General features: G+C 70.8%; 33 protein-coding genes. 9 read left to right on the top strand and 24 right to left on the bottom strand.

The genetic code is table 11. The features are described 5' to 3' along the window. Nucleotides 1-18 precede the first annotated feature (18 nt). Entirely contained in the window at nt 19-669 is a 651-nt protein-coding gene (locus tag LPA41_RS07805) for a DUF3710 domain-containing protein (RefSeq protein ID WP_229069264.1), read from the bottom strand. Between the two features lie 41 nt (nt 670-710). Beyond that, on the bottom strand, nt 711-1,184 hold the full coding sequence (gene dut / locus LPA41_RS07810) for a dUTP diphosphatase (RefSeq protein WP_229069265.1): 474 nt from the start codon (nt 1,182-1,184) through the stop codon (nt 711-713). 88 nt (nt 1,185-1,272) lie between these two features. Here dut and LPA41_RS07815 point away from each other — a divergent pair, with 88 nt between their 5' ends. Beyond that, on the top strand, nt 1,273-1,767 hold the full coding sequence (locus tag LPA41_RS07815; RefSeq protein WP_229069266.1) for a DUF3093 domain-containing protein: 495 nt from the start codon (nt 1,273-1,275) through the stop codon (nt 1,765-1,767). Here the strand turns inward: LPA41_RS07815 and LPA41_RS07820 are convergent. After that, nucleotides 1,736-2,578, bottom strand: coding sequence for a hypothetical protein (locus LPA41_RS07820; RefSeq protein ID WP_229069267.1), 843 nt, complete (start codon nt 2,576-2,578; stop codon nt 1,736-1,738). The genes LPA41_RS07815 and LPA41_RS07820 overlap by 32 nt on opposite strands. Nucleotides 2,579-2,726: 148 nt before the next feature. Next, the gene (locus LPA41_RS07825) at nt 2,727-3,023 is read right to left on the bottom strand and encodes a DUF4193 domain-containing protein (RefSeq protein WP_229069268.1); all 297 of its coding nucleotides are present in this window, start codon (nt 3,021-3,023) and stop codon (nt 2,727-2,729) included. 335 nt (nt 3,024-3,358) lie between these two features. Between LPA41_RS07825 and LPA41_RS07830 the strand changes: the two genes are divergently transcribed. Then, complete coding sequence (locus tag LPA41_RS07830) at nt 3,359-3,910, top strand: LytR C-terminal domain-containing protein (protein ID WP_229069269.1); 552 nt, start codon at nt 3,359-3,361, stop codon at nt 3,908-3,910. 5 nt (nt 3,911-3,915) lie between these two features. On the opposite strand, the gene LPA41_RS07835 is transcribed toward LPA41_RS07830, so the two are convergent. After that, nucleotides 3,916-4,737: an inositol monophosphatase family protein gene (locus tag LPA41_RS07835; protein WP_229069270.1), complete on the bottom strand. Its 822-nt coding sequence runs from the start codon at nt 4,735-4,737 to the stop codon at nt 3,916-3,918. Nucleotides 4,738-5,013: 276 nt separating this feature from the next. Between LPA41_RS07835 and LPA41_RS07840 the strand changes: the two genes are divergently transcribed. After that, on the top strand, nt 5,014-6,579 hold the full coding sequence (locus tag LPA41_RS07840; RefSeq protein ID WP_308036523.1) for an RNA polymerase sigma factor: 1,566 nt from the start codon (nt 5,014-5,016) through the stop codon (nt 6,577-6,579). Between the two features lie 247 nt (nt 6,580-6,826). Beyond that, entirely contained in the window at nt 6,827-7,072 is a 246-nt protein-coding gene (locus LPA41_RS07845; RefSeq protein WP_229069271.1) for a hypothetical protein, read from the top strand. Nucleotides 7,073-7,181: 109 nt separating this feature from the next. Here the strand turns inward: LPA41_RS07845 and LPA41_RS07850 are convergent, their stop codons facing one another. The 5 genes from LPA41_RS07850 to LPA41_RS07870 all read right to left on the bottom strand — a co-directional run bounded on the left by LPA41_RS07850 (nt 7,182) and on the right by LPA41_RS07870 (nt 10,674). Further along, nucleotides 7,182-7,418: a helix-turn-helix transcriptional regulator gene (locus tag LPA41_RS07850; protein ID WP_229069272.1), complete on the bottom strand. Its 237-nt coding sequence runs from the start codon at nt 7,416-7,418 to the stop codon at nt 7,182-7,184. Further along, complete coding sequence (locus LPA41_RS07855; protein ID WP_229069273.1) at nt 7,418-7,915, bottom strand: hypothetical protein; 498 nt, start codon at nt 7,913-7,915, stop codon at nt 7,418-7,420. Before LPA41_RS07855 ends, LPA41_RS07850 begins: the two co-directional genes overlap by 1 nt. 57 nt (nt 7,916-7,972) lie before the next feature. Next, on the bottom strand, nt 7,973-9,697 hold the full coding sequence (locus LPA41_RS07860; RefSeq protein WP_229069274.1) for a DEAD/DEAH box helicase: 1,725 nt from the start codon (nt 9,695-9,697) through the stop codon (nt 7,973-7,975). A gap of 115 nt (nt 9,698-9,812) precedes the next feature. Beyond that, nucleotides 9,813-10,442, bottom strand: a complete 630-nt coding sequence (locus LPA41_RS07865; RefSeq protein ID WP_229069275.1) for a trimeric intracellular cation channel family protein — start codon at nt 10,440-10,442, stop codon at nt 9,813-9,815. 7 nt (nt 10,443-10,449) lie between these two features. After that, a complete protein-coding gene (locus tag LPA41_RS07870; RefSeq protein ID WP_229069276.1) occupies nt 10,450-10,674 on the bottom strand; it encodes a DUF3039 domain-containing protein in 225 nt (74 codons plus the stop codon). 106 nt (nt 10,675-10,780) lie between these two features. On the opposite strand from LPA41_RS07870, the gene LPA41_RS07875 reads away from it, so the two are divergent. Then, nucleotides 10,781-11,728 carry a pseudouridine-5'-phosphate glycosidase gene (locus LPA41_RS07875; protein ID WP_229069277.1) on the top strand — a complete coding sequence of 316 codons (948 nt, stop codon included), beginning with the start codon at nt 10,781-10,783 and terminating at the stop codon, nt 11,726-11,728. After that, entirely contained in the window at nt 11,725-12,603 is an 879-nt protein-coding gene (locus LPA41_RS07880; protein ID WP_229069278.1) for a PfkB family carbohydrate kinase, read from the top strand. Before LPA41_RS07875 ends, LPA41_RS07880 begins: the two co-directional genes overlap by 4 nt. On the opposite strand, the gene LPA41_RS07885 is transcribed toward LPA41_RS07880, so the two are convergent. Then, nucleotides 12,600-12,980, bottom strand: a complete 381-nt coding sequence (locus LPA41_RS07885; RefSeq protein ID WP_229069279.1) for a DUF3099 domain-containing protein — start codon at nt 12,978-12,980, stop codon at nt 12,600-12,602. The two genes, LPA41_RS07880 and LPA41_RS07885, sit on opposite strands and share 4 nt — an antisense overlap. A gap of 66 nt (nt 12,981-13,046) precedes the next feature. Continuing rightward, nucleotides 13,047-13,625 carry an HhH-GPD-type base excision DNA repair protein gene (locus LPA41_RS07890; protein ID WP_229069280.1) on the bottom strand — a complete coding sequence of 193 codons (579 nt, stop codon included), beginning with the start codon at nt 13,623-13,625 and terminating at the stop codon, nt 13,047-13,049. Nucleotides 13,626-13,724: 99 nt separating this feature from the next. Between LPA41_RS07890 and LPA41_RS07895 the strand changes: the two genes are divergently transcribed. Together LPA41_RS07895 and LPA41_RS07900 are read left to right on the top strand one after the other, a co-directional pair. After that, nucleotides 13,725-14,141 carry a hypothetical protein gene (locus LPA41_RS07895; RefSeq protein WP_229069281.1) on the top strand — a complete coding sequence of 139 codons (417 nt, stop codon included), beginning with the start codon at nt 13,725-13,727 and terminating at the stop codon, nt 14,139-14,141. Beyond that, the gene (locus LPA41_RS07900) at nt 14,138-14,563 is read left to right on the top strand and encodes a hypothetical protein (RefSeq protein ID WP_229069282.1); all 426 of its coding nucleotides are present in this window, start codon (nt 14,138-14,140) and stop codon (nt 14,561-14,563) included. The genes LPA41_RS07895 and LPA41_RS07900 overlap by 4 nt, the downstream gene beginning before the upstream one ends. 23 nt (nt 14,564-14,586) lie before the next feature. Here the strand turns inward: LPA41_RS07900 and LPA41_RS07905 are convergent, their stop codons facing one another. Genes LPA41_RS07905 through LPA41_RS07960 form a run of 12 tightly spaced genes read right to left on the bottom strand, consistent with a single transcriptional unit; the run spans nt 14,587 to nt 26,022 of the window. Next, nucleotides 14,587-15,111: a GAF domain-containing protein gene (locus tag LPA41_RS07905; protein WP_229069283.1), complete on the bottom strand. Its 525-nt coding sequence runs from the start codon at nt 15,109-15,111 to the stop codon at nt 14,587-14,589. Then, nucleotides 15,108-15,380 (bottom strand): hypothetical protein, encoded by a 273-nt coding sequence (locus LPA41_RS07910; protein WP_229069284.1) that lies wholly within the window; start codon nt 15,378-15,380, stop codon nt 15,108-15,110. The genes LPA41_RS07905 and LPA41_RS07910 overlap by 4 nt, the downstream gene beginning before the upstream one ends. A gap of 37 nt (nt 15,381-15,417) precedes the next feature. Continuing rightward, nucleotides 15,418-16,467, bottom strand: a complete 1,050-nt coding sequence (locus LPA41_RS07915) for a methyl-accepting chemotaxis protein (protein WP_229069285.1) — start codon at nt 16,465-16,467, stop codon at nt 15,418-15,420. Nucleotides 16,468-16,500: 33 nt separating this feature from the next. Next, entirely contained in the window at nt 16,501-16,872 is a 372-nt protein-coding gene (locus LPA41_RS07920) for a response regulator (protein WP_229069286.1), read from the bottom strand. After that, nucleotides 16,869-17,141 carry a hypothetical protein gene (locus tag LPA41_RS07925; protein WP_229069287.1) on the bottom strand — a complete coding sequence of 91 codons (273 nt, stop codon included), beginning with the start codon at nt 17,139-17,141 and terminating at the stop codon, nt 16,869-16,871. The genes LPA41_RS07920 and LPA41_RS07925 overlap by 4 nt, the downstream gene beginning before the upstream one ends. Then, nucleotides 17,122-19,506, bottom strand: coding sequence for a chemotaxis protein CheA (locus LPA41_RS07930; RefSeq protein ID WP_229069288.1), 2,385 nt, complete (start codon nt 19,504-19,506; stop codon nt 17,122-17,124). The genes LPA41_RS07925 and LPA41_RS07930 overlap by 20 nt, the downstream gene beginning before the upstream one ends. After that, a complete protein-coding gene (locus LPA41_RS07935) occupies nt 19,503-19,907 on the bottom strand; it encodes a response regulator (RefSeq protein WP_229069289.1) in 405 nt (134 codons plus the stop codon). The genes LPA41_RS07930 and LPA41_RS07935 overlap by 4 nt, the downstream gene beginning before the upstream one ends. Further along, nucleotides 19,907-20,779, bottom strand: a complete 873-nt coding sequence (locus LPA41_RS07940; protein WP_229069290.1) for a protein-glutamate O-methyltransferase CheR — start codon at nt 20,777-20,779, stop codon at nt 19,907-19,909. Before LPA41_RS07940 ends, LPA41_RS07935 begins: the two co-directional genes overlap by 1 nt. Then, the gene (locus LPA41_RS07945; RefSeq protein ID WP_229069291.1) at nt 20,779-21,402 is read right to left on the bottom strand and encodes a HEAT repeat domain-containing protein; all 624 of its coding nucleotides are present in this window, start codon (nt 21,400-21,402) and stop codon (nt 20,779-20,781) included. Before LPA41_RS07945 ends, LPA41_RS07940 begins: the two co-directional genes overlap by 1 nt. Nucleotides 21,403-21,437: 35 nt before the next feature. Further along, nucleotides 21,438-22,499, bottom strand: coding sequence for a chemotaxis-specific protein-glutamate methyltransferase CheB (cheB, locus tag LPA41_RS07950; protein ID WP_229069292.1), 1,062 nt, complete (start codon nt 22,497-22,499; stop codon nt 21,438-21,440). Nucleotides 22,500-22,511: 12 nt separating this feature from the next. After that, on the bottom strand, nt 22,512-24,062 hold the full coding sequence (locus LPA41_RS07955; RefSeq protein WP_229069293.1) for a chemotaxis protein CheW: 1,551 nt from the start codon (nt 24,060-24,062) through the stop codon (nt 22,512-22,514). A 22-nt stretch (nt 24,063-24,084) separates the two neighbouring features. Beyond that, entirely contained in the window at nt 24,085-26,022 is a 1,938-nt protein-coding gene (locus tag LPA41_RS07960) for a methyl-accepting chemotaxis protein (protein WP_229069294.1), read from the bottom strand. Nucleotides 26,023-26,247: 225 nt separating this feature from the next. Between LPA41_RS07960 and LPA41_RS07965 the strand changes: the two genes are divergently transcribed. Next, complete coding sequence (locus LPA41_RS07965) at nt 26,248-26,589, top strand: hypothetical protein (protein WP_229069295.1); 342 nt, start codon at nt 26,248-26,250, stop codon at nt 26,587-26,589. The last annotated feature ends 20 nt before the right edge of the window (nt 26,590-26,609 follow it).

The following is a 26,609-nucleotide window of genomic DNA, read 5'->3' on the forward strand; positions in this document are numbered from 1 at the left end:
ACGGTACGCCGCACGATGTCAGCCGGGCTGCTCGGACTGACCCTGCTGCGCCATCTCCTGCGGCAACCGCATCGGCAGCGGCTCGCGGACCGGCCGGGGCTCGTTGTCCCGGACCACGACGAGCCCTTCGAGCACGTCGCCGAGCACGCCCTCCCGGTCCGGGCCGGCGGCCGCGGCGCCCTGGAACAGCGCGCGGATCATCCAGCGCGGGCCGTCCACCCCGACGAAACGGACGTCGGCCGGGCCCTCCGGGGTGCTGACGCGGGCGCGCAGCTCGGTGCCGTACCGCCCGGAGACCTCCTCCGGGGCGACCCCGTCCGAGGCCATCGCGGCCACGATCTCGGCGCGCACCTCGTCCCAGATGCCCTCGGTCTTCGGCGCCGCGAAGACGCCCAGCTGCAGCGCGCTCTCGCCGTCGACGAGGACGACCTGCTCGACGCCACCCTCCGGGTTGGCCTGCACCCGCACCTCGACGCCCTCGACCGCCGGGATCTGGAGGCTGCCCAGGTCGAGCCGCTGCACCCCCTCGGGCGCGTGCTTGACGTCCCACGGGCCGAACTCGGGCGCCGGTGGCTCCCCGTTCGCCGCGAGGCTGTTCGCAAGTGCCTTCGAGGGCGGCGCGTCGGCCGCACGGACGTGCTTAGCGGCATCGCGCTTACGGGAGAACATCACTGCCACCTTCCATTTCGGTTCTGCAGGAAAAGGCCGGGTCAATCCTGCGGGTGCTGCCCGGGCAGCGCTGCGTGGCCGCCGGTCGAACCGTGCCCGCCGGCGCCACGCGCGGTGTCGTCGAGCGTGTCCACGTGGTGGAACACCGCCCGCTCCACCCGCTGGACCACGAGCTGGGCGATCCGGTCGCCGCGGGAGATCTTGACGGTGCTGTCCCGATCGTGATTGATCAGGTTCACCAGAATCTCGCCCCGGTAACCGGCGTCGACCGTACCGGGCGCGTTGAGCACCGTCACGCCGAGGCGAGCCGCCAGACCTGATCGAGGATGCACGAGGCCGACGAATCCGGGCGGCAGCGCGATCGCCAGGCCGGTCCGGACCTTGACCCGGGCGCCGGGGGCGATCTCCACCTCCTCCGCGGCGACCAGATCGGCGCCGGCGTCGCCGGGATGCGCGTAGGCGGGCAGGGGCAGATCGGGGTCGAGCAGGCGAACCTGGACGACGGGGTCGGTCACGTCGAGCCTTTCCTGACGGTCTTCTCCGGCGGTACCACCCTGCCATCCTGCCGCGTCACGCATCGGAGGCACGCCGTACCCTTCGAGGGTGACACCCGAGTCCCCGGCCCGCATCACCGCGGCCCACCAGGAACGGCTCAGCGTCCCGTGGTGGGCCTGGCCGACCGCGCTCGTCTCGGGCGCCATCCTCGCCACCGAGCTGGCCATCGGCCTGCCCGGCATCCCCGGCTGGCTGCCGTACGCGGTGTTCCTGCCGCTGAGCCTGCTCCTGCTGCTCCCGCTCAACCGGCTGAAGGTCGCGGTCACCGCCACCGAGTTCCAGGTCGACGACGCCCGCCTGCCGGTCGAGGTCATCTCGGACGTGGTGGCGCTGGACGCCGCCGGCAAGCGGGAGGTGCTCGGCGTCGGCGCCCACCCGTACGCGTTCGTCGTCCAGCGTCCCTGGATCGGCACCGCCGTGCAGGTGCTTCTCGACGACCCGGCCGACCCCACGCCGTACTGGGTGGTCAGCACCCGCAAACCGGTCCAGCTCGCGACCGTGCTGCTCGAGGTCAGTCGCCGAGAGCGGGCCGAGACTTCCTGAGGTCCTCGCGGACCTTGTCGCCGACCGCGCGGGTGGCCCGCCGGTTGAGATAGCTCGCGACCGCCGCGCCGGTGAGCAGCGGCCCCATCGTGGTCAGGTTGCGGCCGAACCGGCTCAGCAGCGTCTTCTGGAGTTCCTTGCGGGTGGCCGTGCCGAGCACCGCGGCGACCCCCACACCGGGCAGCATCGGGTTCACGCCGCGCTTGCCGGACCAGGACTCGACGAGTTTCAGCGCCCGCTCGGGCGCGCCGCCGGTGATCGGCTGCCGGTAGACCTCGTGCAGCTCCCCGATCAGCTTGATCTCGATCGCCACCACGGCGACCGTCTCGGTGGCGAGCAGCACCGGGGCGGTGAGCAGGGTCGGCGCCGCCACCCATTCGACCGAGGCGACCCCGCCGCCGGCCGCGCCCACCCCGGCGGTGGCCCGGGCGGCGTTGCGGATCAGGCGCTCGGCCAGCTCCTCGTCGTCCAGCTCCGGGAAGTGCCGGCGCAGCGTCTCCAGGTCGCGCACCGGGATGTGCGGCGCCACGTCGGTGACCGTGTCCGTCATCCAGCGCAGGGCAGCGCGCGGACGGAACAGCCGGCCGACGCCTCGGGCGCGGAACTCACCGGCGAGCCGGCCCAGCAGCCGCCGGCGCCCGCCCGGTTCGACCTCGTCCGCGGTGAGCGCGGCGACCGTACGGTTGAGCTCGACGTCGGTGCCCGGGGTGTCCGCCGCGATGTCGCGGACCGGCGTCGGGTGGGCAGCGTCGAACTCGTCCTCGGACCCAGCCCGGAACTCGGGCTCGGCCGCACGATCCGCGTGGTTCATGGTCGTCCTCCCCGTCGGGTCGTCACCGGTACCAGTTGCCCGGTCACTCCCCAGGGTCAAACCCCGTTACAAACCCCCGTGGCGAAAGCCCGTCAGCCCGACCGCGTCATGCCGCGATCGGGTGCAGGCGCGCTGCGCGCGAGTGCGCTCAGGCGCACTCGCGGCAGATCAGATCCCCGTTGCGCTCCACAGCCAGCTGGCTGCGGTGGTGCACCAGGAAACAGCGGGAGCAGCGGAACTCGTCGGTCTGCATCGGCAGCACCTTGACGGTGAGCTCCTCGTCGGCCAGGTCGGCGCCGGGCAGCTCAAAGCTCTCCGCCACCTCGACCTCGTCGACGTCCACTGCGCCCGACTGCGAGTCGGCGCGACGGGCCTTGAGCTCCTCGAGGCTGTCCTCGCCGAGGTCGACCTCATCGCGACGCGGGGCGTCGTAGTCGGTGGCCATCGGTCTTCACTCTCCTGTATCGATGTGTCGCTTGGCGTTAGTAACGCCGAGGACAGGGTTTCGGTTCCCGGTTCCGCTTGACGATTTCTGACACCGGACAACTGATCCGGCGAGCGCGGAACCTTACCGCTGTTGCGGCAGGCTTGTACGCGCTACAGCGGCACATTGTTCCCGATGTGACTGAGGCGACATCAAAGTAGGGGCCCTGGCCTCTGGATCATTGTCGGCGCGCCGGAAGCATTCCCTGTTTCCGCGCGGGTGGCGGACAGACGCTAACCTCTCGACAGGCCCGGCGACCTTACCCGGGTCCGTCCTCCGACCCTGGAGCCAGCCCCATGAGCTTTGCCCGCGTCCGAGCGCTCGTCCTCGTCGGAGTGCTCGCCGTGGCAGCGGTGGTCTTCGTCGTCGTGGCCCTGGTGCGTGACACCCAGGGCGACCTCGCGGACGGCAGCGAGTGCCCGGCCGGCGCCCCGATGGCCGACGTCCTGCTGCCGGACGATCCCGCCGCGGTGACCATCAAGGTCCTCAACGGGACGAACCGCGCCGGACTGGCCGAGAGCGTCACCAACGAGTTCAAGAACCGCCGCTTCACCGTCAAGGAGCCGGCCAAGAGCAAGTCGAAGTTCAAGGGCGTCGCCGAGATCAAGTACGGACCGGAGGCGGTCGGCCGGGCGCAGCTGCTCCGGGCGTACTTCCTGGCGCAGTCCGAGATGACCTACGACGCGAAGCGCAAGGGCGCGGTCATCGACGTGGTGGTCGGCGACCAGTTCCAGCAGCTGGCCACCACCACCGAGGTCAACCAGTCGCTTGTCGAGATCGGCGAGCCGACCCTGCCGCCCGGCTCCTGCCTCAAGCCGGTCGCCGAGGCCGCCAAGGACGAGGGCTGACCCGCTTACGGCCCACCAGCCGCGTCCAGCTCCACCAGGACGTCGTGCAGCGCGGGGAAGAGCGCCGGCGGCGCGGCGACAAGCATCTGCCCGCCCGCCGGCGCGCCGGACAGCCCACTCACCACAAGCCCCGCCTCCGCCGCGATCAGACCGCCGGCCGCGTGATCCCAAAGGTTCAAGCCTTTCTCGAAGTACGCGTCCAGAGTGCCCTCCGCGGTGAGGCAGAGGTCGAGAGCCGCCGCGCCCAGCCTCCGGATGTCACGCACACGAGTGATCAATTGGGCCAGGACGGCGCCCTGGTGTGCGCGCCGGCGGGCGTCGTAACCGAATCCGGTGGCAATCATCGACTGGTCCAGGGTGGTCCGGGCCGAACCGGTCAGCCGGCGTCCGTCCCGCCAGGCGCCACCGCCCCGGGTGGCCGTCCACTCGTCGCCGGTGGCCGCGTTCACCACCACGCCGGCGATCACCTCGCCGTCGCGCTCGGCGGCCAGCGAGACCGCGTACTGCGGCAGCCCGTAGAGGTAGTTCACGGTGCCGTCGATCGGGTCCAGGATCCACCGCACGGCGCCCGGCGCGACCGCTACCGAGTCCCCATACTCCTCGCCCAGCACCCCGTCGCCGGGCCGATCGGCCAGCAACGCCTCCACCACCTGCCGCTCGACCGCCTTGTCGGCCGCGGTCACCACGTCGGTGTCGGTGCTCTTGGTCTGCACGTCCCCGATCGCCTCGTCGCGCATCCGGCGGGCCGTCACGGCGCCCTCCCGGGCCACGCGCACGGCGATCGCCAACAACTCTTCGGGGGTCGATCCCGTCGAAATCTCGCTCACGTCTGGATCCTTTCCGCCGTCAGCATTCTCCCGTGATGCCCTTTCCGGGGCCGCATCGGGCATCTCCGGCGAGGTCGTCGGGCATCGGCGGCGTGCTGTGGGCGGAGGATCTCGGTCGGCGGCGCTACAATTCACCCCTGCCCACGCTTCACGGACAATCGCCTGCGGGACGGTCCGGGTCCCGGGGGCTCCCAAACCGACCCCAGCGAGTCCGCCCCCCGCGTGCTGCGCTGGACCCTGGCCGTGCCCAACCTCATCGCCTCCGGAAGGTCATTCGTGACAGAAGCCCACCAGAACGGTGCCGACGTTCGCTCTCTCACCGAGGCCCTGATCACCCATGCTCAGGGTGCGGGCGGGCAACTCACCTCGGCCCAGGTCGCGCATACCCTCGAGTCCGCAGCGGTGAACCCGGCCCAGGCCAAGAAGATCCTGCGCGGCCTCGTCGACGCCGGCGTCACCGTCGTCGTCGACGGCTCCGCCAGCACGCGCCGCAAGGTCTCCGCGGCCCGCTCGGCAACGCCCGCGTCGAAGGCGACGACCGCGAAGACGGCACCCGCCAAGAAGGCGGCGCCCGCGCCGAAGCAGGCCGCCCCCGCCGCCGGGGGCGACGGTGCCCCGGCGAAGAAGGCGGCTCCGGTCCGCAAGGCCGCGGTCGCGGCGAAGGCGGCACCGGGACGCAAGGCGGCCACCGCCACCAAGGCCACTCCCGGCAAGCCGGGCGAGCCCGGTGGCGCCCCCGGCGAGGAGATCGATCCCGAGGAGCTCGCCGCCGAGATCGAGGACGTGGTGGTCGAGGAGCCGCCCGCCATGGTCGCGGCTGCCGCCACCGACGCCGCCAGCTCGGCGACGGACGGCGACTTCGAGTGGGACGACGAGGAGTCCGAGGCGCTCAAGCAGGCTCGGCGTGACGCCGAGCTGACCGCCTCCGCCGACTCGGTCCGTGCCTACCTCAAGCAGATCGGCAAGGTCCCCCTCCTCAACGCGGAGCAGGAGGTCGAGCTCGCCAAGCGGATCGAGGCCGGCCTCTACGCCGCTGAGCGGCTGCGTGCCGCCGAGGAGGGCGAGGAGGCGCTCGAGCGTAACTTCGAGCGCGACCTCAAGTGGATCAACCGGGACGGCGAGCGGGCCAAGAACCACCTGCTCGAAGCCAACCTGCGGCTCGTGGTCTCGCTGGCCAAGCGCTACACCGGCCGCGGCATGGCGTTCCTCGACCTGATCCAGGAGGGCAACCTCGGCCTGATCCGCGCCGTCGAGAAGTTCGACTACACCAAGGGCTACAAGTTCTCCACGTACGCCACCTGGTGGATCCGGCAGGCCATCACCCGCGCCATGGCCGACCAGGCCCGCACCATCCGCATCCCGGTGCACATGGTCGAGGTCATCAACAAGCTCGGCCGCATCCAGCGCGAGCTGCTCCAGGACCTGGGCCGCGAGCCCACCCCGGAGGAGCTGGCGAAGGAGATGGACATCACGCCGGAGAAGGTGCTGGAGATCCAGCAGTACGCGCGTGAGCCCATCTCGCTGGACCAGACGATCGGCGACGAGGGCGACAGCCAGCTCGGTGACTTCATCGAGGACTCGGAAGCCGTCGTCGCGGTCGACGCGGTCTCCTTCTCGCTCCTGCAGGACCAGCTCCAGCAAGTGCTGCAGACGCTCTCCGAGCGTGAGGCGGGCGTGGTGCGGCTCCGGTTCGGTCTGACCGACGGCCAGCCGCGCACGCTCGACGAGATCGGCCAGGTCTACGGGGTGACCCGGGAGCGGATCCGGCAGATCGAGTCGAAGACGATGTCGAAGTTGCGGCACCCGTCCCGGTCCCAGGTCCTCCGGGACTACCTGGACTAGGACGTTCAGTCAACTTTACGTGTCCAATTGGTCACCACCCGTACATCAACGGGTGGTGATCAGACCGTTGTGTAGAAGTGATCGTTGACGTGGCACCCTTGGATCACGGCACACTAGCCAGAACCAACGGTGTGACCTCGGTCCCCCCGGGGCACATCGGGAAGGCTGCAACGGTGCAGGGTGTTGCACGATGTGTGAGCAGTAGCCGAGGAACATGTTCATCGGTGACGAACAGAGGAGGAAGGCGATGACCCCGACCCTCACGCCGCCGGCGGGAAGCCTGGCCGGTCTAGCAGCCGATGAACGGTGCGACCGCTGCAATGCAGCCGGGAAGCTCCGTTTGACCCTGGCGGGCGGTGGCGATCTTGTGTTCTGCGGCCACCACGCCAACCGTTACGCAGAAGACCTGGTGAAGATCGCCGTGCACTACGCGGCCGATCCGGAATTCACCTGGCGCGGCGCGGGCATGATGTCGAACAACAGCACCAACTAGCAGCAGCGGTCCCCAAAGACTGACGCGAAGAAGGGCACCCTCCGGGCGGGGGTGCCCTTTCCGTGTGCCCAGGAGGCCCGCTGAGCCCCGAAACCGCGTCCGGGGCGCTCTAGCCCCAGATCCGCTCCACCGGCGCCTGGAGCGCTCTGGCGACCTTGATGGCCAGATAGACCGAGGGCGCGTAGTCGCCGCTCTCCATCGCGATGATGGTCTGCCGGCTCACCCCGACCGCCGCGGCGAGACCTTGCTGGGTCAGCCCGACCTCCTTGCGGGCCGCCTTGATCCGGGTGCCGGCGTCACCGCCGGTCGCCTCCGGGGCCCGCACCGGCCCGGACGGGGGCGCCATCAGTCCTCGTCCCCGACGACCTCGGCGTCGCGCAGGCGGCGCTTGCGGGCCTGCCGCGCCTGCATCACCGCACCGAAGGCGCCGCCCACCAGCGCCCCGATCGTCGGCGCCACCCACGCGTCCGGCTCCCCGGACAGCTGCTGGTAGGCCCCGATGACGAACACCACGTACGGCAGGCCCATCAGGGCGCCCACCAGCAGGCGCTTGCGCGTCCAGACCAATGGCACGGTGTCGACCCGGCGGTGCTGGACGTAGACGGCGCCGAACGCCAGCGGCAGCAGCAGCGCCACCAGGACCACGGCCAGCGGCAGCACCGCCGCGCGGCCGAGCGGCCAGACCAGGACGGCAGCCGTCCAGGGCACCGCGATCGCCTGGAGCTGGGCGGCGGTGGTGGTGCCCTCGTACCACAGCTGGCGCTCGCGCTCGTCCCGGCCGTAGAGGTCGCCGTCGAAGTCCAGGTTCCACCGCACGAAGCGGTCCATCATCGTGGTCGCCATGCACCCATCCTGACGTCAAGTCCTCTTAACGTCAAGTCAACTTAACATCGGGGTGGTTCAGAGGGTCTGGATCGTGGCGATCCGCTCCTCCAGCTGCTCGATGGTCGCCTGGGCGCTCGGCGGGCCGCCACAGAGCCGCCGCAACTCGGCGTGGATCTTGCCGTGCGGCAGGTTCGTCCGGTGGTGATGCGCCGCCACCAGGGTGTTCAGCTGCCGGCGCAGGCTGTTGCGCCGCTCCCCCGCGCTCATCGGCACGACCGGTTCCCGCTGCTCCGGAACGGCGGCCTCGGCCGGCTGCTGACGCTTCTGCGCCGCCAGCTGCTCCGACTGCCGCTTGTTGAGCAGCTCGGTCACCTGCTCCGGGGTGAGCAGCCCGGGCAGGCCCAGGTAGTCCAGCTCCTCGGCGGTGCCGCTCCGCGCGCCCGTGCCGAACGACGTCCCGTCGTAGATCACCTGGTCCAGCTCGGCCGTCGCGGAGAGCGCCTCGAACTGCTTCTCCAGCTCGCCGAGGGCGTCCTCGGACTTCTGCGCCCGCTCGATCAGGTCGTCGTCCAGGCCGTCCTTTTCCTTGGGCGCGCCCAGGACGTGATTGCGCTGCTCCTCCATCTCGCTCGCCAGCCCCAGCAGGTGCGGCACGCTGGGCAGGAACACCGTGGCGGTCTCGCCCTCCACCCGGGACCGGACGAACCGGCCGATCGCCTGGGCGAAGTAGAGCGGGGTGGACGCGCTGGTGGCGTAGACGCCGACCGCCAGCCGCGGGATGTCGACGCCCTCGGACACCATCCGGACCGCGACCATCCAGCGCTGCTCGGAGGCGGCGAACGTGGCGATCCGGCCCGAGGCGCCCTCGTCGTCGGAGAGGACCACCGTCGCGGACTCGCCGGTGATGTCGTGGATCAGCTTCGCGTACGCCCGGGCCGACTGCTGGTCACTCGCGATGATCAGGCCGCCCGCGTCCGGCATGCCGTGCTCGCGCAGCTTGCTGAGCCGGGCGTCGGCGGCCCGCAGCACCTGCGGCATCCAGTCGCCCCGGTGGTCCAGGGCGGTACGCCAGGCCTGCGCCACGACGTCCTTGGTCATCGGCTCGCCGAGCCGGGCCGCCAGCTCGTCACCGGCGTTGGTCCGCCAGCGGGTCTCCCCCGAGTACGCCATGAACAGCACCGGCCGCACGACCCGGTCGCGCAGCGCGTCGGCGTAGCCGTACACCGAGTCGGCCCGGGAGCGCTGGACGCCGTCCGGGCCCCGCTCGTACGTCACGAACGGGATCGGGTTCTCGTCCGAGCGGAACGGGGTGCCGGTCAGCAGCAGGCGGCGCACGGCCGGCTCGAACGCGTCCTTGACCCCGTCACCCCACGTCCGGGAGTCACCGGCATGGTGGATCTCGTCGAGGATCACGAACGTGCGGCGGGTGATGGTGCGCCGCTTGTGCACGGCCGGCGCCATGCCCACCTGGGCGTACGTCAGGACGGCGCCGTGGAAGTCGCGGGACGAGTGCACGTCCGAGTTGCGGAACTTCGGGTCCAGCTGGATGCCGACCCGGGCCGCCGCCAGGGACCACTGGGTCTTCAGGTGCTCGGTCGGGCAGACCACGGTGACCGCGTCACAGGTGCCGTCGGTGAGCATTTCGGCGGCGATCCGCAGCGCGAACGTGGTCTTGCCGGCACCGGGCGTCGCCACGGCCATGAAGTCCTCGGAGCGCTGGCGCAGGTACGTCACCATCGCCTTGCGCTGCCAGGCACGCAGCGGCGGGAAGGTCTCCAGGTTCGGCAGGGGCGGGCTCAAGCTGCGGAAATCCCTTCGCTCACGGAAAAACCTCCGCGGTCTGGGGCGCGGAGGCGGAGTTCAGCATAGCCGCGGAACGTTGCGGGCCGGGTGCCACAACGCTGCGACCAAAAGCTCAGAAACCCGCCGACCGGGGCACCGCGACAGGTGCCGACCAGCGGCGGTAGAGCGCGAGAAGGCGTACGCCCGTCATCAGCCCCGCCGCACCGACGAGCGGCAGCGGACCGCTCAGCTGCAGCCCGTGCATGATCGTGACCAGGACCGCGCCGCCCAGGGCGATCACCGCGTAGATCTCGCGCCGGAGCACCACCGGGATCTCACCGGTCAGCAGATCGCGGGCCACCCCGCCGCCGATCGCGGTGAGCATGCCGAGCAGGCAGGCGCCGACCGGCGGGACCCCGGCGGCGAGCGCCTTGAGGGTGCCGGTCGCGGTGAACAGGCCCAGCCCCGCGGCGTCCAGCAGCAGGACCGTGCGGCGCATCCGGTTCAGTGCGGGGTGCAGCCAGAACACGGCGAGCGAGGCCACCACCGCGGTGACCGCGTACCGCCAGTCGGCGAACGCCAGTGGCGGGACCGAGCCGATCGCCAGGTCCCGCAGGATGCCGCCACCCAGCGCGGCCACGAAGCCGACGAACGCGATCCCGAACAGGTCGAGGCGTTTCGCGACGCCGGCCGAGGCGCCGGAGGCGGCGAACACCGCCACACCGATCAGGTCCGCGACGAGCAGGCCGAACTCGCCCGTCACGCGCGGGTCAGACCTTCATGGATTCGTAGATCTCCTTGCACTGCGGGCAGACCGGTGAGCCGGGCTTCGGCGTCTTCGTCACCGGGAAGGTCTCGCCGCAGAGGGCGACGACGTGCGTGCCCATGACCGCGCTCTCGGCGATCTTCTCCTTGCGGACGTAGTGGAACATCTCCGGACCGGTGTCGGCGTCCTTGGTTTCCGGACGCTCCAGGATCTGGGTGCTCACGGTCATCTGCCCTTCAGCTTTTTGATACAGGACCTCAGCCAGCAAGTCTGACACCTCGCGCCCGGGTCGGTCCAACGACTACGCGACTGCCGGGCACCGTACGGTGGATCATGTGACTGACTTCGCGATGCGATACGGCGAGCACGTGACCCGGGCCCGCCGGGACGGACGGCCGGTGGTGGCCCTGGAGAGCACGATCATCTCGCACGGGCTGCCGCACCCCGACAACCTGCGGGTGGCCCGGGAGATCGAGCAGACCGTCCGGGACAACGGCGCCGAGCCGGCCACCATCGGCATGATCGGCGGCGAGGTGGTCGTCGGTCTCGACGACGCCCAGGTCGAGCACCTGGCCCTGGCGCAGGACGTCGCCAAGCTCTCCGTGCGGGACCTGGCGATCGCCGCCGCCCGCCGGGCCGACGGGGCCACCACGGTCGCCGCCACCAGCGCCATCGCCGCCGCCGCCGGCATCGGCGTCTTCGCCACCGGCGGCCTCGGCGGCGTGCACCGGGAGGCAAGCGTCACGTTCGACGAGTCGGCCGACCTGACCGAGCTGGCGCGTACGCCGATCGTCGTGGTCTGCGCCGGCGTGAAGTCGATCCTCGACGTCGGCGCCACCCTGGAACGCCTGGAAACCCTCGGCGTCTCGGTGGCCGGTTACCGCACCAAGCGCTTCCCCGGCTTCTTCATCACCGACGGCGGCTTCGACATCGACTGGCAGCTCGACAGCCCCGAGCAGGTCGCCGACTTCATCCGGGCCCGCTCCGAGCAGGGCGTCAGCGAGGGCGCCCTGGTCCTGGCGAACCCGCTGCCCACCGACGAGCAGCTCGACACCGCGCTGCACGACCGGACCCTGGCGACCGGGCTGAGCCTGCTGGCCGAGCGACACGTCACCGGCAAGGCGGTCACCCCGTTCCTGCTGTCGCACTTCCACTCCAGCACCGAGGGCAAGAGCCTGGAGGTCAACGTCCGGATCATCCTGCGCAACTCGGCGCTGGCGGCCCGGATCGCGGTGGCCTCGGCGGCCGGTGCGGCGGCCCCGGTGGGCTTCGCGGCGCCGTGATCGTCGTCGTCGGCGATCTGGTCACCGACGTCCTCGTCGAGCACGACGGCCCGCTGCGTACCGGTTCGGACACCGACGCGGCGATCCGGGTCACCGGTGGCGGCCAGGCGGCGAACACCGCGGCCTGGCTGGCACACATCGGGCATCGGGTCACCCTGGTCTCCGCGGTCGGCGACGACGCCGCCGGGAGGGACCGGGTGGCCGAGCTGGAGACGGCCGGCGTGCGCTGCGCCGTGCGGATCTGCCCGGGCACGGCCACCGGCAGCGTCGTCGTGCTGAGCAGCGCCGGCGAACGCACCATGATCACCGACCGGGGCGCATCGCTGCGGCTCACCCCGGAGCACGTCACCGCGGCGATCGCGGACGCGCCGGCCGCCACCCACCTGCACCTCTCCGGCTATCCGCTGCTGCACGCCGGCTCCCGGGCCGCGGGGCTGGCCGCCCTGACGGCAGCCGGCCGGCGGGGACTCACGGTGAGCGTCGACGCGGCCTCGGCGGCCCCGCTGCGCTCGGCGGGGGCGCAGAACTTCCTGACCTGGGTACGGGACACCGCCCTGCTCCTCTGCAACGCCGACGAGGCCGACGTGCTCGCCGGGCCGGGCAGCGCCGCCGAACAGGCCGGGCGGCTCACCGCGCACGTGCGCAACGCGGTGGTGAAGCAGGGCGCGGCCGGCGCCGTGTGGAGCGGCCGGGACGGCCTCGTGGTGTCGGGGCGGGCCCCGGCCGTACCCCTGAAGGACCCGACCGGCGCCGGCGACGCCTTCGCCGCCGGCCTCCTCGCCGCCTGGACCAGCGGATCCTCGCCGGAGGCGGCGCTTGCCGCCGGAGCCGGACTCGGCGCCGCGGCGGTCACCGTCCTCGGCGCCCGGCCCTAGCTTTTACGCTCCTCGGCCTGCTTCTCCATCTCCACCACGTCGACGTCGACGACGATGTGGTCCGGCTCCGGAACCGGCTGCGTCAGCGCCCGCCGCACGTCCTCCCGGGCCGCCTCGTCGGCCGCCCGCTCGGCCTTGGTCTTGGGTGGGCGGTCATTGGCGATCAGCACCGCGGCCCAGGGCAGGAAGACCATGCCCAGCGCGCACAGGATCAGCCAGAGCGGGAGCAACGGCACCCGCAGACTGATCAGGACGCCGCCGAGGATCAGGCAGAGCGCCCTGATCGACATCATCGTGGTGTAGCGGATCTGGCGGCTGCGGAGCTGGTCGGCCTGGCTGCGAGCGGCGTTGGTGATCAACACCGGTTGCTTTTTCACGCGCGGACTCCGATCGACTTCGCCATCCTCCCACCGATCGGCGCACAACGGCCAACCGCCGGCGGATCAGGAGGCCTTCGCCGCTTTCGCGTCCGCCTTGGCCTGCTTCTTGTACGCGCGAACCTTCGCCAGCGATTCGTCGTCGACGATGTCCGCCACCGACCGGTACGCGTCCGCGTCGCCATAACCGCCCGCGGCCGCACGCCACCCCTCCGGCTGCACACCGCACTGCTTGCCGAGCAGCGCGACGAAGATCTGCGCCTTCTGCTTGCCGAACCCGGGCAGCGCGAAGATCCGCCGGTAGAGCTCGGCCCCGCTCTCCACGCCGGCCCACAGCGCCGCGGCCTCCCCGTCGTACCGGTCGACGAGCACCCGGCAGACCTCCTGCACCCGGGCGGCCATCGCCTTCGGGAACCGGTGCAGCGCCGGCGGCGCACTGAAGATCGCCAGCAGCGCCTCCGGGTCGAACTCGGCCAGCTCGGTCGCGGTCGGCTCGTGCCCGAGGCGCTGCGCCAGCACGTGCGGCGAGGTGAACGCCTTCTCCATGGTGATCTGCTGATCGAGCGTCAGGCCGATCAGCACCGCGAGCGGGTCACGGTCCAGCAGCGCGTTCGCCTCGGCGTCGATGGGCAACGAGAACGTCATGCCGCCATCTTCCCCTACACGCGGGGCGCACCACCGGCGTACGCCGAGTACTTGACGTACTGCATACATCGCGGCAGGCTTGCGATGAGGGGTGATGTGATGTCGGGGGTTCACTACGAAGGCTATACACAAGCCCGTACCCATCTGAAGGATCTGCTCGACGCGGCCGAGCGCGGGCGAGTGGCAACCGTCCGGCGGGACTCGCAGACGACGGCCCTCGTGGATCGGGAGCGACTGCGCTACTTCCTCTCCGCCGTGACACCCGCGCGTGCCGAGATCGTGGCCGAGGACGGCGGCTGGTCCATCTTCATTCCCGGCTTGCCCGTGGCCGCGGACGGTGCGACGGTCGACGAGTCCCTCGACGAGGTGATCGCCGCGCTGCGCGAATATGCCGAGGACTGGCAGGACCACCTGCTCGACGCACCCAACCACGCTGCCAACTGGGGCTTGGTCCAACTGATCAGCCTCAGTGACGACGATCAGCTGCGGGACTGGCTGATCGGGACCGGGCGATGACCTGGCCTCAGCCGACCCGCCAGCTGCACGAGAAATTCTGCGGGATCGAGGGCTGGGATCGTGTCCGCGATGCCCGTGGCCGAACCGGAACCCACCACATCACCTACGAACTGCGGCTGCGGGACGCTCGCATTCTGCGCACCAGGATCTCTCATCCCGTCGATCGAACCACCTACGGGCCGAGCATGTGGAGCCACATCCTGCGCGACCAGCTGGAACTCCAGGCCACCGAGTTCTGGCACTGCGTCCAGGACGGCGTCAAACCCGCCCGCAGTGCTCCGGAAATCCCGGCCGGGTCCCTCCCGCTCGAACTCGTGCACCTCCTCATCAACCGTGTCGGCCTCACCGAGGCCGAGGTGGCCGCCATGTCCAAGGACGAGGCCGTCGCACGCCTGACCCGGTTCTGGGCCGAAGGCTCCTGAGACCGGCGCACCCGGCGACCCTGTTATTCGGTGGCGGGGTGGTCGGCGTGGGCTTCCATGCGGCGGGCTGCCTCGCCGGCGAGGTTCTGGATGTCGCGCAGCTGGCCGGCGTCGAAGTCGCGGGGACACAGGTCGAGGCCGCAGATGCTGCCGAGGATCTGGCCGCGGGCCGAGACCACCGGGGCGCCGATGTAGGAGCGGACGCCCTCGACCGTCACGAGGGGGTTGTGCCGGTACTCCGGGTCGGTGGTGAAGTCGTTGACGTAGTGGGGTCCGCGCTGACGCAGAAGTGGCCTGCAGAAGGCCCATTCGATCGGGGTGCCGCCGGCCTCGCCGAGCCATTCCGGCATCGGGCCGTAACCGGCGAGGAAGACCTGGGCGTCGCTGAGCAGGACGGTGACCACGGCGAACGGGGTTCCGATCCGGACGGCGACCTGCTCCACCAGCTCGGCGAGGTAGTCGCGGGGGGCTTCCCGGTCGACGCCGAGCCGGGCCACCTCGCGCAGCCGGGCGGGGTCGCGCAGTTCGGGGTAACGGGTCAGAATCATGACGGCACGGTCCTGGCCAGCGCCTCGTACGTGATGATCCGCACCTTGAGCGACCGCCCGGCGACCCGGCTCAGCTCGCCGATCTCCATCACGTGCTCGGCCACCCGCCGCAGGTCGGTCGGCGCGGTCACCGGCCGTTGCATGCCGAGTGCCTGCACGGCGAGGCCCCACATGCCCTCGGCCATCTGCGGGCCGATCAGGTCGGCCAGCGCTTTGACCGCGTCCTGCTCGGTCGGCAGGTCGTGGCCGTAGTTCTCGATGCGAGCCATCGCCGGGACAGCCTCTCGTGATTGGTCGTCGTGGTCGTCAGAAGAGCTCGATGAGCGGTTCGCCGGCGGATTGGGCCTCCTGGCCGGTCTGCTGTGCGTGGGTGGCCCGCTGACGCGCCATCACGTGTTTCGCCCGGAGGCTCTCCACGTTTATGGAGCGATCCCTCAGCTCCTCCTCGGTGAGCTCCCCGCGGGCGTAGGCGGCGATGTCGGCGGCCTGCCGGGCGACGTCGCCGACCGCCTCGGCGACATGTTCCAGCATCTGCCGGCTGATGTCCTGGAACTGGACCTGGGCGACCGCGCCGGTGGTTTCCGAGATGAGCGCGTCGGAGCTGCGCTGCACCTGGTGTGCCGCGTTGACGGTGTCCTTGAGGATGCCGGCGACCATGTCCGACATCTCCCGCTGCGCGCCGGCGATGCCGCCGAGCCGGCGGGTCATCGCCGTCTCCTCGGTCTGCGCCGGCAGCGGCTCGTCGCTGTCGAACTGGCTGTCGTCGGAGAGCACGGCGTCGAGTCGCGCGGTGAGGTCGGCGATGCTGCTGCCGATGCCGTGCGCGGCCTGCGACGAGCGGTGTGCCAGCTTGCGGACCTCGTCGGCGACGACCGAGAACCCCTCGCCGGCGTCACCGGCGCGGACCGCCTCGATCATCGCGTTCAGTGCCAGGATGTTCGTCGCCCGGCTGACCTCTTCGATCTGCGTGACGTGCTGGTTGAGTTCCCGCATCTGGTCCACCAGGGCCCGGATCTGGTGGTCGCGGTGCAGGAAGTAGGAGATCAGGCGACCGACCAGCTGGTCGTTCGAGGCACTGATGTGGCTCAGTTCGCCCTCGGTGCGGCTGAGGGTGCCGGCCAGTTGAGAGACGTCGCCGGCCATCACCTCGGCCAGGGAGTCGACCTTCACGAGCTGCTCGACGATCGCGTGTGCGGCGTCACCGGTCTGCTCGATGACGTCGTGAACGTGGCCGTCGACCACTTCGCAGTACGACGGGATCGGTTCCAGCGCCTCGGCCACGACGTCCCCGCGCACACCCTGATCCGCCGCCGGCTCGGCGGGGGTCAGGGTGATCCTGCGGAGAAGGCTTGGCATGCGGGTACCTCCGTAGCGAGATGAACCGGTCGGTCAGGCGCCGGGCAGAACCTGCTTGATCACACCGAGCAACTGGTCCGGTCCGACCGGCTTGACCAGCCATCCGGTGGCGCCGGCGTTCTTCGCCTCGGTCCGCTTCGACTGTTCCGACTCGGTCGTCAGCATGAGGATCGGGGTGAACCGCATGCCGGGGGCCTTGCGGGCCTCGCGGGCGAAGGTGATCCCGTCCATCTGCGGCATGTTGACGTCGCTGATGATCAGGTTCGGCTTGACGCCCTTGCTGAGCTTCTCCAGGGCCTCTTTGCCGTGACCGGCCGTCTCGACGGTGTAACCGGCCTTGGTCAGGATCGACTTGAGGCTCATCAGCATGGTCGCGGAATCGTCGACGAGCATCACCGTGGTCATGATTCGGTCCCCCTGTTGCTGGCTTGGCCGCTGCCCGCATTGAGTAGCGGCAGCACCTGCGCCGCCAGGAAGGCGTCGGTGGGTGCTGCGGATATCTTCGGTTTGAAGAGCAGCAGAGCTTGGAGCGCGCCGGTGTGCAGATGGTTGCATCGGCGCAGGCTCACCCGGGGCTTGCGGGCCGCCCGCAGCCATCCGGTCAGCTGCTCCACCTCGTCGACCGTCACGACGCCGACGAGCGTCGCGCTGTCGTCATGCAACTCGAGCGGCAAGGCCCAGCACCTCCTTCATGTTGAGCACCAGCAGCACCAGCCCGTCGCCGAGCAGGGCGGTGCCGGAGAACTCGTCGGCGTACGCGAGCAGGCCCTCCATCGGCTTCAGGATCACGTCGACCTCCCGGTGGAACTGTTCGACGAGCAACCCGTACCGCTGACCGTTCACGTTCACCACGAGAATCGCCCGGTCGGCGCCCGCGTCGTTGTTCCACGGCATGTCCAGCGCCCGGGCCAGGTCCAGCACCGGCACCACTTCGCCGCGCATCACGACCACTTCCTGGTGCAGCACGTGGCCCATCTCGGCGGCGGGTACGCGTACCGTCTCGACCACCAGGTCGACCGGGATGCCGAACCGCTGGCCGGCGACGCTGACCACCATCACCTGGGTCACCGCCATCGAGAGCGGCAGCCGCAGCCTGGTCGAGGTGCCCTGCCCGAACCTCGACCGCATCGTCACGGAGCCGCCGAGCTTCTCCACGCTGGCGCGGACCGCGTCCATACCGACTCCCCGGCCGGAGAGATCCGAAACCTGGTCGGCGGTGGAGAATCCGGGGCGGAAGACCAGGTCGACCGCCTCGGTGTCGCCGAGCGACTCCAGCTCCTCCTCGGTGATCAGACCCTTCTCGTACGCCTTGCGCTTGACCCGCACCGGGTCGACGCCGCGCCCGTCGTCGGAGACTTCGACGATCACCGCGTCCCCGTCGGCGACGGCGGCCAGGGTGAGCCGGGCGGCGCCGTTCTTGCCGGCGGCGATCCGTTCCTCGGCCGGTTCGATGCCGTGGTCCAGGCTGTTGCGGACCAGGTGCACGAGCGGGTCGCCGAGTGCCTCGATGACGTCCTTGTCGGCCATCGTGTCCTCGCCCTCGGTGACCAGTTCGATGGTCTTGCCGAGCCGTCGGCTCAGGTCGCGGACCAGGCGCGGGAACCGGCCGAAGGCCACCGAGAGCGGCAGCATCCGGACGTCCATCACGGCCGACTGCAACTCCTCGGCGATCCGGTGCAGGCCCGCGTACTGGTCCTTGATCCGCCGGCTGAGCACCCGGCTGCCGAACTCCTCCTCGGCCGCGTCGGCCAGGAAGGTGAGCCCGTTCTTCGCCACGTTCAGCTCGCCGACCAGCTCCATCAGCTTGTCGACCTTCTCCTGGTCGACCTTGAGCACGCGGGTGCCGACCTGGCCGCCCGGATCGTCGGCGCGACCGGCCGGTTCGGCGGGCGCGGCGGCGGCCGGCGCGGGCGCGGCGGCGGATTGGGGGTGCGCGGCGGCGGGTTGGGGGTGCGTGGGCAGGATGCCCGCCGGCGCGGGCGCGGCCTCGGCGAGCAGGCGGTCCACGGCGGCGCTCACGGCGGCGTGATCGGCATCGGTCAGATCGAAGGGTACGCCCAGCGCCTGCGCCGCCGCGGCGACGGTCCCCGCCACCGCCCGCAGACCGGCACCGTCCGCCGGATTGATCTCCAGGGCCCGGTGCGCGGCGGTGAGCACCGCCCGCGCGTCGGCCGCCAGTTCCGTGTCGACCACCTCGGTAACCGCGACGGTGATCATTTCTTCGACGTGCAGCGGCGGTTCCCCGCTGAGGTGCCGGGTGATCGCGCCGGCGTCCAGCTCGACGATCTGCACCTGGTCCGGGACGTAGCGGAACAGGTACTCCAGTTCGCCGAGCGAGGCCCGGGTGGCGAGCACGAAGGAGAGCAGGCAGACGTACTCGTCGTACTCCTCCGGCGCGGGCCACTTCTCCGGCTGCACGATGCCAAGCTTGTCCAGGGCGGGCACCTGGCGGATCAGGTGGATCGGGTCCTCAGCGCGGAAGAAGCAGTCCGAGTCCGGGGCGTACCGGACGAACCGCATGGTAGACGAGGTCGTCTCCAGCCAGGCCGCGGTCTCGGTGAGCCATTCGGCGTGGAACCAGGCGAGCCACTCCGGGGCCGCGTCGATCACGGCGATGCCGGCGGCGACCGTGGCCTGGGTGTGCGCGACAGGTTCGCCGCCGAGCGGAGCGCGCAGCTTGGTGATCAGCCCGGCCGCGTCGTTGCCGGCGCTGGCGGGCAGCCGTTCGTGCGCGGTGACGTGCGCGAGCCAGCCCCGGATCAGGTCGAACGCGGCGAGCAGGTCGTCGGCCATGCCGGAGTCGAGGGCGAGTCGGCCACCGCGTACGGCGTCCAGCAGGTCCTCGGCCGCGTGGGTGAGCCGGGTCAGCTCCGGGAAGTCGAAGAGTCCGGACGAGCCCTTGAAGGTGTGCGCTGCGCGGAACACCTCGTTGACCAGCTCCGGGTCACCGGGGTCGCGTTCCAGTTGGAGCAGGCCTTCGTCGACCGAGGCGAGCAGGTCGTTCGCCTCGGCCAGGAACTGTGCGAGCAGCGGATTCATGCCGACATGCCCTTCCCGGCGGTGAGCATGGTGGCGATCCGCACCAGCCGGTCCCCGGACACCGGTTTGACCAGGTAGAGGTTGGCGCCGGCGGCGTACGCCCGGTCGGCGTCGCCGGGCCGGTCCTCGGTGCTGATCATCAGCACCGGCGCCTCCGTGCCGACCGTCTCCGAGCGCAGCGTCTCGACGCAGGTGTACCCGTTCATCTTGGGCATGTTCACGTCGACCACGAACAGGTCGAACGGGGTCGCCATGGCCGCTTCCACGGCCTCCAGGCCGTTCGCCGCCTCGTCCACCCGGAACCCGGCTTCCAGGAGCAGGCTGCTGTGGTAGAGCCGCACGGTGGCGGCGTCGTCGACGACGAGCACCCGGGCTCCCGTCGTCTCGGTCTCCGAGGTCATCACTTGCCTCCGGTCGGTCGCTGGTAGACGATGCCCTCCGGCAGGCGGGTCGGGGTGAAGATCGGCGAGATCCGGCTCATCGACTCGGAGTGCCCGAGGAAGAGGTAGCCGCCCGGGCGCATCGCCCCGTAGAGATTTTCGGCTGCCCGGCGGCTGGACAGCTCGTCGAAGTAGATGAGCACGTTGCGGCAGAACACCACGTCGAACTCGCGGAACGCCCGCATCGACGGGGTGTCGCAGATGTTCACCCGGTGCAGCGTCACCGCGCTGCGGATGCCCTCGTCGACCTGGTAGCGCCCGGCGCCGACCGAGGTGAAGTACTTGTTCAGCCACGGCTTCGGCACCCGTTGCAACGATCTCTCGCCGTAGCTGGCGTGCGCCGCCTTGGCGAGCACCTCGCTGTCGATGTCGGCACCGTGGATCTCCACGTCGACGTGGTCGATCTGGTCCCACTCCTCCAGCAGCCGCAGAGCGATCGAGTACGGCTCCTCGCCCGTCGAGCACGGCAACGACAGGATCTTGATCGGCCCGACGATCCGGTTCACCCCGCCGCGGGCCGCCAGCACGTTCGGCAGCACCGTGCTGAGCATCGAGTCGAACTGGTAGTCCTCGCGCAGGAAGTACGTCTCGTTGACGGTCAGCTGGTTGATCAGGTCCTGGAGCATCCCGGAGTTGTCGCTGGACCGCAGCGCGGCGAACCAGCCGGTGAACGTGTCGTACGGCGACGCCCGGATGCAGGTGTCGATCCGCTTGTCGACGAAGTACCGCTTCGCCGGGGTGAAGTGGATGCCGGTCCGCTTGTAGAAGTACTCGGTGAACCGGGTGAAGTCGGCGTCCGAGAGCCCCGTCCCGGCCGTGGCCGCGCCGGCCATCACGCCGTCCCGGAGAGGCGGGGCAGCGCCGCCTGAACGGTGAACCGGAGGAACGGGTCGTCCGGGAAGCGCTGCACGGCACCCTCCAGCACCGAGGCGTGTTCCGGGCCGGCCACCGGCAGGAACGCGTCGATGGCGGCGGTGACCACGTTCGGGTGCGGGTCCTCGCTGATCATCCGGATCAGCCAGACCGCGGTGTCCGGATGCGTCATGTCGGCGAGGACCATCGCGGTCATCACCCGGACGTCGTGGTCGGGGGCGGCCAGCAGGTCGGGCAGCAGCGCCGGCACCGACTGCGGCATGGTGGCCAGCGCCTCCGCCACGGCGGTGCGCAACGCCGCGTCGTCGCTGGCCAGGTGCACGGCCAGGGATCCGGCGACCTGTTCGGTGTCGTACCCGGACAGGGTGGTCAGCACGGCGTCCCGGACGTTCGTCTCGGTCTCCACCGCCACCCGCGCCAGCAGGTCCGGCACCGCCTCCGCGACACCCTCCAGCCCCAGCGCGGCCTCCCGCCGGCAGTCCGGGTCCGGGTCGGCGAGCTGTTCGCGCAGCGCCTCGGTGGACCGCTTCTCGGGCAGCACCTCCTCGGGTTGCTGCGGGGCCTGCTTCCGGACGAGTCCCATCGTGATCCTCCCTCGACGTCAGCGGAACAAGGACGTCAGCGAACCCAGTCGGCGAGCCGGTCGGCGATCTCGTAGGACGGCAGCACCACCGTGGCCCCGCCGCGCCGGGCGAGCTCCCCGGGCATGCCCCACACCACCGCGGTCTCCTCGGCCTCGGCGATGGTCCGGCCGCCACCCTCCTTGACCGCACCCATCTCGGTGGCGCCGTCGTCGCCCATCCCGGTAAGCAGCACGCACACCAGCCGCTCCGGGTCGACGTAGCGGCGAGCCGACCCGACGAGCCGGTCCACACTCGGATGCCAGCGGTACTCCGCGGCGGCCGGCACGCTCTTGACGATCAGGCCGTCGGTACGCCGGGCCACCACCACGTCGGCGTTGCCCCGGCCGATGTAGATGTTGCCGCGTTGCACGTTCATGATCCGGTCCACCTCGTGCACCCGCAGGGCACAGGCCTCGTCGAGCCGGCGGGCCAGCGTCGCGGTGAACGAGGCCGGGATGTGCTGTGCCACCACCACCGGCGCACCCAGGCTGCCGGGCAGGCTCGGCAGCAGTTCGTGCAGGAGCGCCGGGCCCCCGGTGGACGAGCCGATCAGCACCAGGTCGACGGTGCCGACCTTGCTGATCTCCCGGCGTGGCGCGGCGGCGGCCCGCTGCGTCTGCGCCCGGACCCGTGCGGTGAGGCCACCGGTCCGTTTCAGCCGGGCCTTCGCCGCCGACCGCACCTTGTCCACCAGTTCGGCGGCGACGTCCTCGATGTTGAGCGAGACGGTGCCGCCCGGCTTGGGCACGTAGTCGACCGCGCCCAGTTCCAGCGCCTCCAGCGTGACCAGGGCGTTGTGCTCGGTCAGCGAGGAGACCATGACGACCGGCGTCGGGTGCTCCTCCATGATCTTCGCGAGGCAGGTGAGCCCGTCCATCTCCGGCATGTTGATGTCCAGGGTCACCACGTCCGGCTGCAACCGGCCGAGCTGTTCGAGCGCGTCGACGCCGTTGCGGGCGGTGTGCACCTCGAACCCACCGGCGTCGGTCAGGATGCCCTTCAACGCGCGGCGCATCAGCGCCGAGTCGTCGACCACCAGGACGGATGTGGAAGCCATGGTGTACTCCGATCAGACGCCCACGAGCGCCTCGTCGACAAGCGCCTCGCAGAGCTCCGCGGCCTGGTCGGCCTGTTCCGCCGCGAGCAGCTGATCGACCTGCACCAGCAGGAGCATCCGCTGCTGCTCCGGCAGGTTCGCCACCCGGGACACCACCCGGGCCTGCTCCGCCGACAGCTCCGGCGCCGGTTCCAGCACATTGCGCCCGACCCGGGCCACCTCGGCGACCGAGTCCACGATGAAGCCGGTCCGCACCCCGCCGATGATCAGCACGACGATGCGCTGCCGCTCGTCCCGCTCGGTGCGGCCCAGCCCGAGCCGGGTCCGCAGGTCCACCACCGGCAGCACGGTGCCGCGCAGGTTGACCAGGCCCTCCACGAAGTCGAAGGACTTCGGGACCCGGATCAGCGCTTCCGGCACCCGGATGATCTCCTGCACCGTGTCGACGTCGACCGCGTACTCCTCGTCGTCGAGGCGGAACACCACGAAGAGCTCCTCGGCGCCGCGCCCGTCGTCGGTTGCGTCAGGTTCCTCGGCCATCTCCAGGTCCTCCGCCCGGTAGTCGGCGATCTCGTTACGTACCTCGGGCGAGTCGAACATCCGGTTAACGCTGAGCACCGAGACGAGCCGTTTGCCGTCCTCGAGGCGGCACACCGACTCCACCTCCGTCTTGCGCCCGTCGCCCGCGACCACGCCCGGCAGGGGCGCGACCAGCTGGTGCGGCACCCGGAGCACCTCGCGGACGGTGTCCATCACCACGCCCACCACACCGCCGTCGATGGAGACCACGACGATCCGGTTCTGCGGGGCGAGCGGGGTGACCGGCAGGCCGAACACCCGGCGCATGCTGACCACCGGCAGCAGCCGGCCGCGCAGGTCGATCACGCCGAGGATCTCGCTGCCGGCGTTCGGCACGTGACTGACCGACTCGGGCGCCTGCACGATCTCCTGGACCTGATCGATCGGCAGCGCGTACTCCTGGCCCTCCACCGCGAAGCTGACCAGCTCCAGGGTGTCGTCGGACTCGGCGTCGGAGTCCGTCTCGGCCGGCATCCGGGCCGTCGCCGCCGTGTCCCGGCCGGTCCGCGCGGAGAGCCGGGAGAACTGGCTGCCGATCAGCTGGTCGACGTCCAGGACGGTGGTCATGTCACCATCGCCGGACTTGATCACGCCGACCAGCACGTCGGACCGGACCGTCGACTGGACCGACTCCGCCGGTTCCATGTCCTGCGGGTCAATGCTGATCACGCTGGCCACCCGGTCCACCACGAAACCGAGCGGCACCCCGCCGTCGACCACGATCACCCGCGTCGTCTCGTCGTGCGGGGCCTGCTGCATCGCGCAGCAGCCCCGCAGGTTGACCACCGGGAGCACCCGGCCACGCAGGTTCGCCAGCCCTTCCAGCGACGGCGGCCCCAGCGGCACCTTCACCAGGGCGGGCATCCGGATGATCTCCTGGACCCGGCGCATCGGAAAGGCGTACCGCTCCCCCAGCATGTCGAACGTGACGTAATCGGCGTCGTCGTTGAACTCGTCGTCACCGAATTCCTCGTCGGTGTCCATGGGTGCCCTCCCCTTCCCGGCGTCAGCCGGCGTTCTGCAGCTCGTCGGCGAGCGCAGCGATCTCCTCCACGGCGGCGGCGAGTTCCTCCGCGCCCTGCGCCTGCTCCCGGGCGGCGGTGGAGGACTGTGCGGCCAGCTGCTCGGCCTGGTTCGCGGACGAGGCGATCTGCTCGAGACCGACCTTGACCTCGCCGAGCACGGACACGATCTGCTGCGCCGACTCACGCACCTCGTCGTTGCCGCTGCGGACCTGCTGCATGTCGCGCTGGATCTCCTCCAGGCGGGCGGTGGTCGCCTTGGCGGACTCCGCCTCGGTCAGCGAGAGCCGGCTGGTCTCCTCCAGGTCGCCGCGGACCTCGACGATCCGGTCCTGGACCGACTTGACCAGATCCTTGATCCGGTCCGCGTTGTCCGCGGAGTCCCGGGCGAGGTTGCGGATGTCGGTGGACACGACCGCGAAGCCCTTGCCGAACTCCCCGGCCCGGGCGGATTCGACCGAGCCGTTGACCGCGAGCATGTTGGTCTGGATGGAGACGTTGGCGATCGCGTCCACGATCTTGTCGATGCGGCGGGAGATCTGCTCCAGCTCGCTCACCCGGCGGACGTTCTCGGTGCCCTCGCGGGCGCCCTGGCCGATCGCCTCGATCATCGAGTCGACCGATTCCTTGTTCGCGGTGAGCAGCTCCAGGATGGTGTCGGAGCGTTCGACCGCGGCGCCGCCGCGTTCCAGGGACAACTGGGCGCCCTGCTCGATCTGCGCGACCAGGCCAGCGGTCTGCTGGCCCTTCTCGGCGGCGGTACGAGCACCCGCGTTGATCTCGTTGATCGCGGTGTTGATCTGCGCGGCCGCCCGGTTGATCTCCTCGACCGCCGCGGAGAGTTCCTCGGCCGCGGACGCCACCTCTTCGGCGCTCTTGGCGATGTCGGTGCTGCTGCGCAGGGTCTCGGCGACCTCGGCCAGTGCTTCGGCCGCCTGCTCGCTCTGCCGCAGCGCCTGGGTCTGCTGCCCGACGGTCTGCAGCGACTCCTCGCAGGCCGCGGACTGCTGCTCGGCCGCCGCCGCGATCTCCTCGGACCGACCCTTGGCGTCGCTCGCGGACCGCCGGGCCTGCTGCGCAGCGGACGCCATCTCGACCGCACCGGCCATGATCGTGCCCATGTCGGCCCGGATGGTCTCCAGCTGCGTGCCGATGATCTTGCCCTTGTCGGCCTCGCCGCGCGCCGCCTCCGCGGAGGCCTGCACCGCGCCGGCGATCTCGGTGACGCTGCTGCGGACCTCGTCGATCAGATCGCGGATCTGCCGGGCGCTGCGCTCGCTGGTCTCGGCGAGCGTCCGCACCTCGTCGGCGACCACCGCGAAGCCCTTGCCGTGCTGCCGGGCCCGGGCCGCCTCGATCGCGGCGTTCAGGGCCAGCAGGTTCGTCTGATCCGCGATGTGCGCGACCGTCTTGACGATCTCGCCGATCTCGTCGGCCTGCTTCTCCAGCTCGGTGATCTTGGCGACCGATCCGGTCTGCCGGGTGGAGGCGCTGGTGACGTTGGCGAGCAGCGTGTTGATGCCGATGAGCGTCTCGTTGAGCAGGTTCTGCAGGGTCTGACTCAGTTCGGCCACCTGCCGGGTGGTCGTCTCCTGCTGCTCGGCGCGCTCCTCGACCTGGTTCATCGCGGCGAGGCTCTGCTGAGTCGCGCCCGACGCCTCCTCCGCGCCCGCCGCGATCTGCTGCATCGAGTCGGTGAGCTGGCGGGACGCCTCGGCGGCCTCGGCGTTCTGCGCGGAGATCTCCGCGGTGGCGGTGGCGATCCGCTCGGCGGCCTGCTGCTGTTTCGCCACCGATCTCGCCTGGCGGCGGCTGGCGTCCGGGTCACCACCCCGGGCAGCGGGACGGGCCGAGACCGGCGCGGCGGCCGGGCGGGCCCGGGACGCGTCGGTGCGTCCGGCGGAAGTGCTGGTGAGGGGCATGGGTGTCTCCCATCTGAGTACGGTCGATCCGGCGCAGGCGGAGTGCGGTACGAGTCGCCGCGATCGGGAGCACGTCGTCCGGCAACGCCAGAACATTGCGACGGCCCCTCCGACAGGCAAAATCCTGGCACGGTACCGGGCACATCTTGGTCATATCCATGCAAATCGTTTGTTTCATCGGGCGCGTCGCGGTTTGCCGCCGGGCGTACCGGGCATCCCGGGCGGATGAGCGACTCGCAGACCCGTACCGAAGCGGAGATCGCCGGCGACTACGGTCCCGGCGCTCTCGACGAGCCCAGCACCTTCCGGCCGGAGAAGGGATCCGACGGCGATGAGGGGCTGTCCAGCACCATCCCCGCCGGCACCGACCCCGAGCAGCTGCGCGACGGCGGCCCGCCGCCCGCCGGCGGCGGCATCATGACCACCACCGGCGGCACCGCCGGACCGGCCAGCTTCCCGGACCGGCCGCGAACCGGACCCGGCGTCGCGAACACGACGACAGGTGACGCCACGACCGGGGCGCTGCGGACCCCGGCGGACGGGTACACCAGCGACAACGCCGGCTGAACCGGTCGGATACCGTCATC

The organism is Actinoplanes sp. DH11, assembly GCF_020873875.1.
Classification (GTDB): Bacteria; Actinomycetota; Actinomycetes; order Mycobacteriales; family Micromonosporaceae; genus Actinoplanes.